Here is a 14,426-nt window from a genome sequence, read left to right as displayed (position 1 = left end):
GGGGCGTCGGGTTCTTGCAGCCCGGCGCCCCGTGCGTGTGTCTTCCCGTCCACTGCGGGTGACCGCGACGTCAGGCCTCTGCTGCCGCCGTCGCCCGCCTGCTACCTTTTCTGCATGAAGGGCCAGCCCAGTGCTTAGCTTCGTCCTGCGGCGCATCGGGGTCTCGATCCTGATCCTCATCGCCGCATCCTTCTTGATGTACACCCTCGTGGCTCTGGCAAGAGACCCGCTCGAGGATCTGTACGCCTCCAACAGCCCGAACCGCGACGCGCTCATCGCACAGCGCATCGACTGGCTGAACCTCGACCAGCCCATTCCCGTCCGCTGGTTCAACTGGCTTCTCGGCGCCGCACGCTGCGTCATCCCGTTCGGCGGATGCGATCTCGGCGTCACGATCCAGAACCAGCCGGTCGACGTCCTTCTCGCTCGCGCCATGGGTGCGACGCTCCAGCTCGTGACCGCCTCGACGATCCTCGCGATCGTCCTCGGCATCCTGGTCGGCATCGTCTCGGCGCTGCGTCAGTACAGCGCGATCGACTACTCGTTCACGTTCGCCAGCTTCCTGTTCTACTCGCTGCCCTCGTTCGTGATGGGTGTTCTCCTCAAGGTCTTCCTGGCCCTCGGCTTCAACAACTGGCTGGACAGCCCGGTGTTCACATGGCCGTGGATCATCGCGTTGAGCCTCATATCGGGCGTCTTCTGGCAGGCGATCATCGGCGGGAACAGGCAGCGTCGCCTGGTCGTCTTCGCCGCATCAGTCGTCACCACGGGCGCCATGCTCTACGGCATGAGCGTCACGGCGTGGTTCCTCTACCCGTCGCTCGGCCCCGTCCTCACGCCGCTGCTGATCGCCGCGTTCGGTGCCGCGATGGTGCTGATCATCGCCGGACCCCGCGCGCGCTACGCCTGGCGTACGGCGGGTGCGACCGTCATCGTGCTGGTGGCCGCGTTCTTCGTGCTGCAGCCCTTCCTCGACTCGTTCAACGGCTGGGGCGTCTTCGCGCTCTTCGTCGCCTCGGCGCTCGTCGGCGTGGCGGCGGGCTGGTTCCTGGGTGAGTACGACAAGGGCCAGGCGATGCGCATCGGCGCCCTCACCGGCATCCTGGGAATGGGCGTCATCGTCCTCAACCAGTTCATGGGGCGCTGGAACGACTACGTCAACAACCCGAAGGTGAACGGCCGCCCGATCGCCACGATCGGCTCGGAGACACCGAACCTGCAGGGCGACTGGTGGATCCAGAGCATCGACACGTTCACCCACCTGCTGCTGCCGACGATCAGCCTCATGCTCATCTCGTTCGCGGCGTACACGCGCTACGCGCGCGGCGGCATGCTCGAGACGCTGAACCAGGACTACATCCGCACGGCGCGCGCGAAGGGTCTGCCGGAGCGCACCGTCATCGTCCGCCACGCGTTCCGCAACTCGCTGATCCCGATCACCACGATCGTCGCGGCCGATGTGGGCGCGCTCATCGGTGGCGCGATCATCACCGAGCGGATCTTCGCGTTCAGCGGCATGGGTGCTCTCTTCAACCAGGGTCTCTCGCATGCCGACCCCAACCCGGTCATGGCGTACTTCGTCGTCATCGCCGTGTTCGCCATCACGTTCAACTTCCTCGCCGACCTCGCCTACTCGGCAATCGACCCGAGAGTGAGGGTCAAGTAATGTCCATCCCGATCGATCCGTCCCTCGAACCGCCCAGCCAGGTCGCCGAAGGCGGCGTGCACGTCCAGACCGCCGACGAGCGCGGCGTCAGCCAGGGGCGACTGACCTTCCGTCGGTTCATCGCCCACAAGCCCGCCGTGATCAGCGCGATCCTCTTCATCCTGATCGTCGGATTCGCCGTCACCGCGACCGGCATCGGCCCGATCCCGGGCTGGTGGAAGTGGAACTATGAGCAGCTGATCCCGATCACCGACGGCGGCAAGCCGACGCTGACGCTCTTCCCGTTCTCGCTGGGCGACCACCCGTTCGGTCAGAACACGGTCGGCAAGGACTACTTCGCGATGGTCATGCGCGGCCTCGTGAACTCGTCGTACATCATGTTCATCATCGGCCTCATCGGCGCCTTCATCGGCGTCGTGGTCGGTGCGATCGCCGGTTACTATCGCGGGTGGGTCGACGCGGTGCTGATGCGCCTGACCGACATCGTCATCGTGATCCCGGTGATCGTCATCGGCGCCGTGGTCGGTTCGTCCGTCGGCAACCTGGGGCCTCTGTTCCTGGCCCTGTTCCTCGGCTTCTTCGTGTGGACGGGCATCGCGCGTCTGGTCCGGGCCGAGTTCCTGACGCTGCGTGAGCGCGAGTTCGTCGAGGCGGCGCGGGTCGCCGGGGCATCGGACGCGCGCATCATCTTCAAGCACATCCTGCCCAACGCGATCGGCGTCGTGATCGTGGCGACGACGCTGCTGATCGCCGCAGCCATCATCCTCGAGACGTCGCTCTCGTTCCTCGGCTACGGCGTCCGCGCTCCCGATGTCTCGCTCGGCTTGCTGATCGCGTCGAACGAGTCGGCGTTCCAGACCCGCCCGTGGCTGTTCTGGTGGCCGGCGGCTTTCATCGTGATCCTGTCGCTGCTGGTGAACTTCGTCGGCGACGGCCTGCGCGATGCGTTCGACCCGCGCCAGAAGCGCGTGGTCTTCCGCAAGGTGAAGGACCTCCCGGACGATGCGGTGCTCGTCAGCGGCACCACCGCCGATGTGCCCGAGGGTGCGATGGTCACCGCCGGCGGCGGAACGACCGTGTCGGGTGTGACGAGCGATCGCGGCGACGACGTCCTCGACGAGGAGATCTCGCCCGAACCGGATCGCCGCGCATGATGCTCGAGAAGCGGTCAGCCCGTGGCGATGATCAGCGCGACGGACGCCACCGCGAGCACGGCGGACGCCACCAGGTAGAGCAGGTGCCAGTGGCGCTTCACCGGCGTCTCGTCGGCGACGCCGAGCTCCACCTGACCGCCGTCCAGGCGGCGGCGCCACGTTTCGCGCACGACGAGGGCGGCATTGCCCGAGTCGGTGCCCAGGCGGTCGCTGGGACGCGCCTCGCCGCCGGCGGCGCTCGCCTCGCGGCGCGCCTTGGCGTTGCCCATCATCGTGGTGAAGAAGCCGGGCGCCGGCGCGGACCAGGCGGTGAAGCTGCCGGACGGCGTGTGCAGCGTCAGGGCGCGGGCCGTGTCGACATGCACGAGCGCCTCCCACGGCACATCGACGTCGTGACTGACGTTCTCGATGCGCACGCCGTGATCGGACACGACGACGCACGGGCGCCACAGGGCGGCCCAGCCGAGAAGCGCGGCCAGCGGAGCGCCGGCGTAGACCCACGTCAGCCGCGCGTCCGAGCTCCATACGGCGGTGATCACTGCGAGCGCCGCGAGACTCCAGACGATGACGGCAGCAATGCGGTTGAAACGGGAGTCGATGCGGATCGCAGGGTCGGTCACCTCCCCATTCTCTCTCTCGACCCCGCAAGGACCATCCAATGAACGCGTCCCCCCACACCGAATCCACCGGCGGCCCGCTGCTGCAGGTGAGCGGCCTGTCCGTGGACTTCGCTGTCGACAACTACTGGGTTCCCGCGGCGAAGAAGCTCGACTACTTCGTGGAGTCGGGCAAGGCCCTCGCGATCGTCGGCGAGTCCGGCTCGGGCAAGAGCGCGAGCTCCATGGCGATGCTCGGACTGCTGCCCTCGAACGCCCGCGTCACCGGCAGTGTCAAGCTCGGCGGCCGCGAGATCCTGGGCCTGCGCAAGGAAGAGCTGCGCCGCGTGCGCGGCCGTGAGATCGCGGTGATCTTCCAGGAGCCGATGACCGCGCTGAACCCCGTGTTCACGGTGGGCTTCCAGATCATCGAGACGCTCCGCATCCACAAGGGTATGACGCCGAGCGCAGCGCGCGCCCGGGCGCTCGAGCTCCTGGACATGGTGGAACTGCCCGATCCGCTGAAGGCGTTCAACTCCTACCCGCACCAGCTCTCGGGCGGACAGCGACAGCGTGCCATGATCGCGCAGTCGATCTCGTGCGATCCGCAGCTGCTCATCGCCGACGAGCCCACCACGGCGCTTGATGTGACGGTGCAGGCCGAGATCCTCGACCTCATGCGCGACCTGCGTCACCGTCTCGACTCGGCCATCCTCATCATCACGCACGACATGGGCGTGGTGGCCGACATCGCCGACGACATCGTGGTGATGCGCAAGGGCGAGATCGTCGAGCGTGGAACCGTCGATGCCGTGTTCAACCGTCCGCAGCATCCCTACACGCAGCAGCTGCTGGCGGCGGTGCCGCGCATCGGCGACGCGGCGGGGGAGTCGATCGACACGACGGCTGCGCTGGCCGGCGACACGTCGGTGATCCGACTGGCGGATGTGGCCGCGCGCGCGGACGAAGAGCGTCGCAAGGGCCTCGGCGCTCCGGTGCTCGACTTCCAGGACGTTGCCATCGAGTACCCCAAGCGCGGGCGCGTCCCGGCGTTCCGCGCCGTCGAGCACGCGACTTTCTCGATCTTCCCGGGTGAGGTCACCGGCCTCGTCGGCGAGTCCGGCTCGGGCAAGACGACGGTCGGCCGCGCCGCCATCGGCCTGCTGCCGATCGCGGAGGGGCGCGCCGAGGTCGTCGGGCACGACATCTCGAAGGCGGACCGCCGTCTGCTGCACACCGTGCACAAGGACGTCGGCATCGTCTTCCAGGACCCGTCCTCGTCGCTCAACCCTCGCCTGCCGATCGGCCAGTCGATCGGTGAGCCGATGCTGCTGGCGAACGTCGCGAAGGGCCGCCAGCTCGACGTGCGCGTGCAGGAGCTGCTCGACGCGGTCGAGCTGCCCCGCTCGTACCGCAACCGGTACCCGCACGAGCTGTCGGGCGGTCAGAAGCAGCGCGTCGGCATCGCGCGCGCTCTCGCGCTGCAGCCGAAGCTGCTGATCGCCGACGAGCCCACGTCGGCGCTGGACGTGTCGGTGCAGGCCACCGTGCTGCAGCTGCTGCGCGTGCTGCAGCAGGACCTGGGCTTCGCGTGCCTGTTCATCAGCCACGACCTCGCGGTCGTCGACTCGCTCGCTGACCGGATCATCGTGATGCATCACGGGCACATCGTCGAGCAGGGTGCGACCGGTCAGATCCTGCGGGCGCCGCAGGAGGACTACACGCGACGGCTCATTGCGGCCATCCCGGTGCCCGACCCCGACGAGCAGCGCGTGCGCCGCGAAGCGCGGGCGGCCCTGCTCGCAGCGGGCCTGGAGGGCTGACCACAGCGCCGAAAGGCGACACACAGGAGCGCCCAATAGAATGGGGATGCCGGCATTCCGGCATCCCCATTCTCTTTCAAGGATTCCCTCATGGCGCGCGCCCTCCGTCCGGACCTCCGCAACGTGGCTATCGTCGCTCACGTCGACCACGGCAAGACCACCCTCGTCGACGCGATGCTCCGTCAGACCGGCTCGTTCGGCTCGCACGAGCACATGGAAGAACGCGCGATGGACTCGAACGACCTCGAGCGCGAAAAGGGCATCACGATCCTCGCGAAGAACACGGCGATCACCTACAAGGGCGTCCACACCGACGTGCCCGTGACGATCAACGTGATCGACACCCCGGGCCACGCCGACTTCGGCGGCGAGGTCGAGCGCGGCCTCTCGATGGTCGACGGCGTCGTGCTGCTGGTGGACGCGAGCGAGGGCCCGCTGCCCCAGACCCGCTTCGTGCTGCGCAAGGCGCTCGAGGCGAAGCTGCCGGTGATCCTCCTGGTCAACAAGACCGACCGTCCCGATGCGCGCATCGCCGAGGTCGAGGAAGAGGCGCACGACCTGCTGCTCGGCCTGGCGTCGGACCTCCACGACGACGTGCCCGACCTCGACGTCGACGCGCTCCTCGATGTGCCCGTGGTCTACGCGTCGGGTCGTGCCGGCGCGGCATCGCGCAACCGTCCCGCGAACGGCGAGCTGCCCGACAACGCCGACCTCGAGCCGCTCTTCGGCGCGATCCTCGAGCACGTGCCGGCGCCGTCCTACGACGATGAGGCCCCGCTGCAGGCGTGGGTGACGAACCTCGACTCCAGCCCGTTCCTCGGCCGCCTCGCACTCCTGCGCGTCTTCAACGGCACGCTGAAGAAGGGCCAGACGGTCGCCTGGGTGCGCCACGACGGCACGCACTCGAACGCGCGCATCACCGAGCTGCTGAAGACCCGCGCGCTCGAGCGCTACCCGGCGGAAGAGGCCGGCCCGGGCGACATCGTCGCCATCGCCGGCATCGAGGAGATCACGATCGGCGAGACGATCGCCGATCCCGAGGACGTCCGGCCGCTGCCCGCCATCCACGTCGACGACCCCGCGATCTCGATGACGATCGGCACGAACACTTCGCCGCTGGTCGGCAAGGTGAAGGGTCACAAGCTCACCGCCCGCATGGTGAAGGATCGCCTCGACCGCGAGCTCATCGGCAACGTGTCGCTGAAGGTGCTCGACATCGGTCGCCCCGACGCGTGGGAGGTGCAGGGTCGCGGCGAGCTGGCCCTCGCGATCCTCGTCGAGAACATGCGGCGCGAGGGCTTCGAGCTCACGGTGGGCAAGCCCCAGGTGGTCACGAAGAAGGTCGACGGCAAGACCTACGAGCCGTTCGAGCACCTCACGATCGACTCGCCCGAGGAGTACCTCGGCGCGATCACGCAGCTTCTCGCGTCGCGCAAGGGCCGCATGGAGACGATGACGAACCACGGCACCGGCTGGGTGCGCATGGAGTTCATCGTGCCCTCGCGCGGTCTCATCGGCTTCCGCACCGAGTTCCTCACCACGACGCGCGGCACCGGCATCGCCAACGCGATCTCGCACGGCTACGAGCCGTGGGCGGGTCACATCGTCACGCGTCAGAACGGCTCGATCGTGGCCGACCGCTCGGGAGTGGTGACGCCCTTCGCGATCATCGCCCTGCAGGAGCGCATGTCGTTCTTCGTGCAGCCGACCGAAGAGGTCTACGAGGGCATGGTCATCGGCGAGAACTCGCGCAATGACGACATGGACGTGAACATCACCAAGGAGAAGAAGCTCACCAACATGCGCTCCTCCACGGCCGACACGTTCGAGTCGATGACCCCGCCGCGTCAGCTCTCGCTCGAGGAGAGCCTGGAGTTTGCGCGCGACGACGAATGCGTCGAGGTGACGCCCGAGAAGGTGCGCATCCGCAAGGTCGTCCTCGACGCGACCGAGCGCGGCCGCGCCACGGCACGCCTGAAGCGCCAGGACGCCAACGCCTAAGCAGTGACGGATGCCGCGGCCGGCGATGTCGAACGCGGCGTGCTGAGCGGCGGGCGAGGCGCCGTCGATCCCCTGCGCGTCGATCAGCACGCCGTTCTCGTACAGCTTCACGACCGTCGCGTTCTGCCCCCACCACAGGTCGGGGAACACCCGGTAGTCGCCGTCGCGCAGCCCGGTGTCGCGGCCGTTGTCGTCCGACACGGTGAACCCGGACGGGTCGACGCCCGGACCGAACGCGGCGATGTAGTCGTCCATGTCGAACGGGGCTCCGGTGCCCGCGACCGTCACCTGCGAGGCGATCTCGTCGCAGGGATGCGGCTGCCGTCGGCGCGGAGCCACGGATCGAGCTCGCCGGTGACATAGACGATGCGGGGCACCTGGTTGTAGCGCGCATCGTTCTGCGAGCCGCCGGGTACTCCCGCGAGGGCATCGCGGAGCTTCTGCCAGTCGTCCACGACGTACACCTGGGAGGAGTCCGCCGCACCCCCGCCGCTGACGGGCTCGGCCACGCGCGGGACGCGTTCGGGCGCCGTCGGTCCCGACCACGAGGCCCAGCCGTCGCCCGCGGCGATGAGCGGCACCGCGGCGAGGGCGAGGGCGGTCGCGAGGCCGGCGGCTCTGGTGAGTGGTCGCCGGGGCGTTCGGCTGCGGAGGGCGCGCGCGGGGCAGCGTCGTTCTCATGGGACTCCTTCGTCGGGAAGCAGAATCCGTGATGAGAACGGGTGGTGGCACCCACAAGCGAGGAAGCATTTTCTGCGTGTGCGACCAGCATGGTCCGGGCGGCCGGAAAACGCAGTCCCATTGAGTGGATGCCGCACTCCGAGGTGGCCAGTCGCCTCGAGGCGGACCGGAGTGACGCCGCGCAGCCGTCGGTAGCATGACGACGTGACTCTCGACCCCCACTTCGACGACGCGCACAGCGCCGGAGAGGTGAAGCTGGCCGTTCGTCAGGGGCTGGGTGTGGCTCTCGCGACGAGTGCCTACGGCATCTCGTTCGGCGCGCTGGCGGTCGCCGCAGGACTCGACGTGTGGCAGACCTGCGTGCTGAGCCTCGTGATGTTCACGGGCGGGTCCCAGTTCGCGTTCGTCGGGATAGTCGGCGCCGGGGGACTGGCGGCCGCACCCGCCGCGATCGCCTCCGCGGCCCTTCTCGGGGTGCGCAACGTCGCGTACGGCATCCGCATGTCCCCGGTGATCGGTCCGGGGTTCTGGCGCCGCGCCGCCGCTGCGCAGTTCACGATCGACGAGTCCACCGCCGTCTCGCTCGCACAGCGCACTGCGCGCGCCCGCACCCTCGGGTTCTGGGTCACGGGCATCGGCATCTACGTCGGCTGGAATCTGTTTACGCTCGCCGGCGCCCTGCTCGGCGACGTGCTCGGTGACCCACGGGCGTACGGACTGGATGCCGCTGCGGCGGCCGCCTTCCTCGCCCTGCTGTGGCCGCGGCTCCGGGCCCGGCAGCCGATCGTCGTCGGAGTCGCCGCTGCCGTCATCGCGACGGTGCTGACGCCCGTGCTCATGCCCGGGCTGCCCGTGATCGTCGCGGCGGCCGTCGCAATCCTCGTGGGCTGGACCAACTGGCTCGGCAGGGATGACGCAGCGGATGCCGCCGAGCCGGACGACGTGGCGGAGCGCGAGGGGCTGCCGTGACCATGTGGACAGCGGTGCTCGTCGCCGCGATCGTGTGCGTGGCGCTCAAGACGGTCGGCTATCTCATCCCCGCCCGCTGGGTGGAGGCACCCACTCCGCTGCGGATCGCCGATCTGCTGACGGTCGCACTCCTGGCCGCCCTTGTCGCCGTGCAGACGCTCGGCGCGGGTCAGGCGATCGTGGTCGACGCCCGCGTGCCCGCCGTGCTCGTCGCCGCGGGGCTGCTCCTCCTGCGTGCGCCGTTCCTCGTGGTGGTGATCGCCGCAGCCCTCGTCGCGGCGCTGCTGCGCCTGTGGGGCTGGGCGGCGTAGACCGTCTCCGTCGCGCGACCAGGCGGGGGAACCGCCCTCATGGACGAGGTCGGTACGATCGAGTCATGCGTCCCTCCGTCCCCGCCCGCATCGGCAGCTGGATCGTCGCGCTGCTCGTCGGGCTGGTGTACGGGGTCGCCGGAACCGTCGCCCACGCGTACACGATCGGCTGGTTCCCGCTCGGGCTCATCCTGGCGGTGATCGGATCGGCAGCGCTGCTGGTGGCGGTGCGGTTCCTCACCTCCGACAGGTGGGCGACGCTCGCGACCGGCGGCGGCATGATGATCTCCACGCTGGTGTTCTCGGGGAGCGGACCCGGAGGCTCGGTGGTGGTGCCGCAGACCGGCCTCGCCGTGGTCTGGACGTTCGCGGTGCCGATCCTCGTGGCCCTCGCCGTCGCCTGGCCCGATCGCTCCCGCGCCGCCGCCTGAGCCGAGGACGGGCCTCAGCGCGGAAGCGAGCTTCGGTACGGGGTCGGCCCAAGTCGGATGCGGGGCGTGGCATGGGGCCGGCCCAGGTCGGATGCCGAGCGGGGCGTGGGGCCGGCCCCGGTCGGATGCGGAGCGGGGCGTGGGGCCTGCCCCGGTCGGACGTAGACTGAGCGGGTGACGTACGTGATCGCCCTTCCCTGCGTGGACGTCAAGGACCGCGCCTGCATCGACGAGTGTCCCGTGGACTGCATCTACGAGGGCGACCGGTCGCTGTACATCCACCCCGACGAGTGCGTCGACTGCGGCGCCTGCGAGCCGGTGTGTCCCGTCGAGGCGATCTACTACGAAGACGACCTGCCCGACGAATGGCAGGACTACTACACCGCCAATGTCGAGTTCTTCGACGACATCGGCTCCCCGGGCGGCGCGGCCAAGGTGGGTGTGATCCACAAGGACCACCCGGTCATCGAGGCGCTCCCGCCGCAGGAACACTGACGTGGCGGTAGCCGACCTCGCGGACTACCCCTGGGACGCCGTCGCGCCGTACGCGCAGAAGGCGCGCTCGCACCCCGACGGCATCGTCGACCTCTCGATCGGGTCGCCCGTGGACCCGACGCCCTCGGTCGTCGCCGACGCGCTGCGTGCGGCGACCGACGCGCACGCCTACCCGCAGACCGTCGGCACGGCGTCGCTGCGCGCAGCAATCGCCGAGTGGTACGACCGCCGCCGCGGAGTTGCGGGCCTCACGCCCGCCAACGTCCTTCCCACCGTCGGCTCGAAGGAGCTGGTCGCGCTGCTGCCGTTGCTGCTCGGCCTCGGCCCCGGCGACATCGTGGTCCATCCCCGCGCCGCCTACCCCACGTACGAGGTGGGGGCGCGCCTCGTCGGCGCCACGCCGGTCGCGTCCGACGACCCGGCGGAGTGGCCGGAGGGAACGCGCCTGGTGTGGGTGAACTCGCCCGGGAATCCGGACGGCCGCGTGCTCGACGTCGACGCCCTGCGTGCTGCGGTCGCACGAGCGCGGGAGCTGGGCGCCGTGCTCGCGTCCGACGAGTGCTATGCCGAGCTCGGCTGGGACGCCCCCTGGGATCGCGAGCCGGTGCCGTCGGTGCTCGATCCCCGGGTCATCGCCGGCGACCTGCGCGGCATCCTGTCGGTGTACTCGCTCAGCAAGCAGTCGAACCTCGCCGGGTACCGGGCGGCATTCCTCGCCGGCGATCCCTCCGTCGTCGCTCGTCTGCTCACGGCACGCAAGCATCTCGGCCTCATGCTGCCGCTGCCGGTGCAGGCGGCGATGGTCGCCGCCCTCACGGATGACGTCCACGTCGCGGCGCAGAAGGAGCTCTACCGTCGCCGGCGCGAGATCCTGCGGCCCGCCGTCGAAGCGGCCGGCTTCCGCATCGACGCGAGCGAGGCGGGCCTGTACCTGTGGGCGACCGAGGGCCGTGATGCGTGGGAGAGCATCGACCGACTCGCCGACCTCGGCATCCTCGCGGGTCCCGGCCATTTCTACGGCGTGCACTTCCCGCAGCACATCCGGCTGTCGCTCACCGCGACCGACGACCGCATCGCCGCGGCCGCCGAGCGCCTGCGCGCGTCGGCGTCCATTCACCGCAGCGACAACGTGCGCACCGTCGCCCCTGGCTGAGGATTCCTCCATCGGATGCCGCGTCCCTTTGGCTGTGTCAGCAGTAGGCGCAGCGGCGGACTAGGCTGTAAGAACGCGGCGACGCGGCATCCCCCGTCCCGCCCCTCCGTTCTGACGCAGACCGCCCCACGGTGTCGCTCAGGACCGGACGACACCCCCGGTACGACCAGAAATCGCGAGGAGGCGCCGTGAGCGACGCGGGCACCCAGCAGGAGAAGGCCACCCTCACGATCGGTGATACGTCCGCCGAGTTCCCGCTCCTGCGGGGCACCGACGGCTCGCCGAGCGTGGACCTCTCCACCCTCACCCGCCAGACCGGCTACACGGCTCTCGACTACGGTTTCGTGAACACCGCGGCGACCAAGTCGGCGATCACCTACATCGACGGCGACCAGGGCGTGCTGCGCTATCGCGGCTACCCGATCGAGCAGCTGGCGAAGAACAGCACCTACCTCGAGGTGGCGTGGCTGCTCATCTACGGCGAGCTCCCCTCCGCCGACGAGCTGGGGGAGTTCGACGAGAAGATCCGTCGGCACACGCTGCTGCACGAAGACCTGAAGCGATTCTTCTCCGCGCTTCCGCACACCGCGCACCCCATGTCGGTGCTCTCCTCGGCGGTGTCGGCGCTCTCGACGTACTACGAGCACCAGTCCGACCCCAACAACCCCGAGCACGTCGAGCTCAACACGATCCGCATGCTGGCGAAGCTGCCCGTCATCGCGGCGTACGCGCACAAGAAGAGCATCGGCCAGGCGTTCCTGTACCCCGATAACTCGCTCGGCTTCGTCGACAACTTCCTCAAGCTGAACTTCGGCGTGCTGTCCGAGGTCTACGAGGTCGACCCGGTGATGTCCCGTGCGCTCGAGCGACTGCTGATCCTTCACGAGGACCACGAGCAGAACGCCTCGACGTCGACGGTGCGCCTGGTCGGCTCGACCGGCGCGAACCAGTTCTCGTCGATCTCGGCCGGCATCAACGCGCTCTACGGGCCGCTGCACGGCGGCGCGAACGAAGCCGTGCTCGACATGCTCGGGCGCATCCGCGACTCCGGTGAGAGCGTCCAGCGCTTCGTCGAGCGCGTGAAGAACAAGGAAGACGGCGTGAAGCTCATGGGCTTCGGACACCGCGTCTACAAGAACTACGACCCGCGCGCCAAGCTCGTGAAGGAGTCGGCCGACGAGGTGCTGAACGCTCTCGGCGTCAGCGACCCGCTGCTCGATCTCGCCAAGGAGCTCGAAGAGATCGCTCTCAACGACGCGTACTTCCAGGACCGCCGGCTGTATCCGAACGTCGACTTCTACACCGGCGTGATCTACAAGGCGATGGGGTTCCCGACCCGGATGTTCACGGTGCTGTTCGCCATCGGGCGCCTGCCCGGCTGGCTCGCGCAGTGGCGCGAGGCCGCCGGCGACCCGCAGACCAAGATCGGCCGCCCGCAGCAGCTGTACGTCGGCGCCGAGGAGCGGAGCTACCCGGGTCTGTCCTGACCCGGCCTGCGTCGACGAGCGCTCCACCGCGTGATCGACGGCAGAACGAGGATGCCGCGCCCCGAGGGGCACGGCATCCGTCATTCGAGTCGCCCGGCGGTCAGGCGATCTCGGCGAGGGCGGCGGGCACGTCTGCTCTCTCCTCGTCGGAGGGCGTGGTCGCGGCATCCGTCGATCGACGCGGCCGGACGAGCAGCACGATGACCGCAGCGACCACGGCGCCGGCGGCGAGGGTCAGCCACGCGACGGCGTATCCGTCGACGGCGGGGGATCCGCCGGGGGCGACCGAGCCGAACACGATCGCTGTCGTGAAGGCCGAGCCGATCGCCGATCCGATGGTGCGGAGGTTGGCGTTGACGCCGGTCGCGATACCGGTGCGGTCCGCCGGCACGCTCTCGACGATGATGCTCGCGGTGGAGGCATAGGCGAGCCCGATGCCGAGCCCGAACACGCCGCCCGCGATGGCGAGGGTCAGGACCGTCTCGTGGTCGAAAACGGCGAACACCACGCCACCCGCCATGAGCAGCGCGCCGAGCGCCATCATGAGTCGGAGCGGGATGACGCGTGCGATCGCTCCCGTGGCGAAGCCGACGCTCGACATGCCGATGAGGAGCGGGAGCAGCGCGAGTCCTGCCGCTTGCACCCCGAGCCCGAGGCCCCATCCTGAGTCGGCGGGCGTCTCGAGGAACTGGGGCAGGTAGCCCCAGAATCCGAAGGCGGCAGCGCCGATGAGGAGTGCGGCGGTGTTGACCGGCCAGATGGCGCGCGTCGCCATCAGGCGCAGATCCACGAGAGGGTTGTCGGAGCGCAGCTCCGCGACGACCCAGGCGACGACGAGCACCGTCGCCGCAGCGAACATGCCGAGTGTGAGCGGGGAGGTCCAGCCCCAGCGGGCTCCCGAGCTGAGCGGAACCAGCAGCGCGATGAGCCAGCCCGAGAGCAGGACTGCCGAGACGACGTTGACGCTTCCCGTGGCGCGCAGCCCCGCCGGCGGCACGAGCATCGCGGTCAGCGCGATCCCGGCCACGGCGGCGACGAACGGCACCGCGAAGATGCCCTGCCAGCCCAGCAGCTCGGCGAGAGGACCGGCGAGGACGCTGCCCGCCGCGCCGCCGATGCCGATGATCGCACTCGTGGCGCCGATCGCGCCGGTGAGCTGGTGGCGGGGCATCACATCGCGCAGCAGGCCGAAGGCGAGCGGGAAGAGCGCGCCGCCGATTCCCTGCAGGACGCGGGCAAGGATCAGGATCTGCAGGTTCGGCGCGAACGATGCAACGATGTCGCCGATAGCGACCACGCCCAGGACGGCGAGGAACGTGTTGCGGCGGCCGCGCAGGTCGCCGATCCGGCCGAGGAGGGGAGTGGCCACAGCGGCGGCGATGAGCCACGAGGTGTTGGTCCAGGATGCCGCATCCGCCGTCACGCCGAAGTCGGCGGCGATCAACGGGATGACGGGAATGACGAGGTTCTGCAGCAGCGCGAGCGAGGCGACGCTGAGAGCGATCGCCGCGAACGCTGCGCGAGGAGTGAAGGGGATGGCGGGCATCGACGGGCCTTCCGATGGGTGCGGATCCGATGAATGCGGAGTAGAGTGGAGGTAGGTCTCCGAACGGAGGAAGCCTCCGCTTAGAGATTAGCGGAGGGCCCCTCCGTTTCGCA

The 14,426-nt window shown here is 69.3% G+C and carries 13 protein-coding genes; 10 read left to right on the top strand and 3 right to left on the bottom strand.

Annotated elements, in window-relative coordinates:
- Positions 1-130: 130 nt before the first annotated feature.
- Together MRBLWS13_RS04720 and MRBLWS13_RS04715 are read left to right on the top strand one after the other, a co-directional pair.
- Positions 131-1,666: an ABC transporter permease gene (locus MRBLWS13_RS04720; protein WP_349427881.1), complete on the top strand. Its 1,536-nt coding sequence runs from the start codon at positions 131-133 to the stop codon at positions 1,664-1,666.
- Positions 1,666-2,820 (top strand): ABC transporter permease, encoded by a 1,155-nt coding sequence (locus MRBLWS13_RS04715; protein WP_349427880.1) that lies wholly within the window; start codon positions 1,666-1,668, stop codon positions 2,818-2,820. The genes MRBLWS13_RS04720 and MRBLWS13_RS04715 overlap by 1 nt, the downstream gene beginning before the upstream one ends.
- Before the next feature lie 14 nt (positions 2,821-2,834).
- Here the strand turns inward: MRBLWS13_RS04715 and MRBLWS13_RS04710 are convergent, their stop codons facing one another.
- Positions 2,835-3,440: a PH domain-containing protein gene (locus tag MRBLWS13_RS04710; RefSeq protein ID WP_349427879.1), complete on the bottom strand. Its 606-nt coding sequence runs from the start codon at positions 3,438-3,440 to the stop codon at positions 2,835-2,837.
- 38 nt (positions 3,441-3,478) lie between these two features.
- Between MRBLWS13_RS04710 and MRBLWS13_RS04705 the strand changes: the two genes are divergently transcribed.
- Positions 3,479-5,239, top strand: coding sequence for an ABC transporter ATP-binding protein (locus MRBLWS13_RS04705; protein WP_349427878.1), 1,761 nt, complete (start codon positions 3,479-3,481; stop codon positions 5,237-5,239).
- A 90-nt stretch (positions 5,240-5,329) separates the two neighbouring features.
- Positions 5,330-7,240, top strand: a complete 1,911-nt coding sequence (typA, locus tag MRBLWS13_RS04700) for a translational GTPase TypA (RefSeq protein WP_349427877.1) — start codon at positions 5,330-5,332, stop codon at positions 7,238-7,240.
- A 284-nt stretch (positions 7,241-7,524) separates the two neighbouring features.
- Here typA and MRBLWS13_RS04695 read toward each other — a convergent pair whose 3' ends face one another.
- Positions 7,525-7,821, bottom strand: coding sequence for a hypothetical protein (locus MRBLWS13_RS04695; RefSeq protein ID WP_349427876.1), 297 nt, complete (start codon positions 7,819-7,821; stop codon positions 7,525-7,527).
- 349 nt (positions 7,822-8,170) lie between these two features.
- On the opposite strand from MRBLWS13_RS04695, the gene MRBLWS13_RS04690 reads away from it, so the two are divergent.
- The 6 genes from MRBLWS13_RS04690 to MRBLWS13_RS04665 all read left to right on the top strand — a co-directional run bounded on the left by MRBLWS13_RS04690 (position 8,171) and on the right by MRBLWS13_RS04665 (position 12,767).
- On the top strand, positions 8,171-8,890 hold the full coding sequence (locus tag MRBLWS13_RS04690; protein WP_349428984.1) for an AzlC family ABC transporter permease: 720 nt from the start codon (positions 8,171-8,173) through the stop codon (positions 8,888-8,890).
- A complete protein-coding gene (locus MRBLWS13_RS04685) occupies positions 8,887-9,201 on the top strand; it encodes an AzlD domain-containing protein (protein ID WP_349427875.1) in 315 nt (104 codons plus the stop codon). The genes MRBLWS13_RS04690 and MRBLWS13_RS04685 overlap by 4 nt, the downstream gene beginning before the upstream one ends.
- Before the next feature lie 65 nt (positions 9,202-9,266).
- Complete coding sequence (locus MRBLWS13_RS04680) at positions 9,267-9,632, top strand: DUF6113 family protein (protein WP_349427874.1); 366 nt, start codon at positions 9,267-9,269, stop codon at positions 9,630-9,632.
- A 174-nt stretch (positions 9,633-9,806) separates the two neighbouring features.
- Entirely contained in the window at positions 9,807-10,127 is a 321-nt protein-coding gene (fdxA, locus tag MRBLWS13_RS04675; RefSeq protein WP_349427873.1) for a ferredoxin, read from the top strand.
- A 1-nt stretch (position 10,128) separates the two neighbouring features.
- On the top strand, positions 10,129-11,280 hold the full coding sequence (gene dapC / locus MRBLWS13_RS04670; RefSeq protein WP_349427872.1) for a succinyldiaminopimelate transaminase: 1,152 nt from the start codon (positions 10,129-10,131) through the stop codon (positions 11,278-11,280).
- A 188-nt stretch (positions 11,281-11,468) separates the two neighbouring features.
- The gene (locus MRBLWS13_RS04665; RefSeq protein ID WP_349427871.1) at positions 11,469-12,767 is read left to right on the top strand and encodes a citrate synthase; all 1,299 of its coding nucleotides are present in this window, start codon (positions 11,469-11,471) and stop codon (positions 12,765-12,767) included.
- A 100-nt stretch (positions 12,768-12,867) separates the two neighbouring features.
- Here MRBLWS13_RS04665 and MRBLWS13_RS04660 read toward each other — a convergent pair whose 3' ends face one another.
- Positions 12,868-14,313: an MFS transporter gene (locus MRBLWS13_RS04660; protein ID WP_349427870.1), complete on the bottom strand. Its 1,446-nt coding sequence runs from the start codon at positions 14,311-14,313 to the stop codon at positions 12,868-12,870.
- Between the last annotated feature and the right edge of the window lie 113 nt (positions 14,314-14,426).

The organism is Microbacterium sp. LWS13-1.2, from assembly GCF_040144835.1.
Lineage (GTDB): Bacteria > Actinomycetota > Actinomycetes > Actinomycetales > Microbacteriaceae > Microbacterium.
Note: the sequence above shows the minus strand (reverse complement) of the source record. Positions and strands in the feature narration are given on the sequence as shown.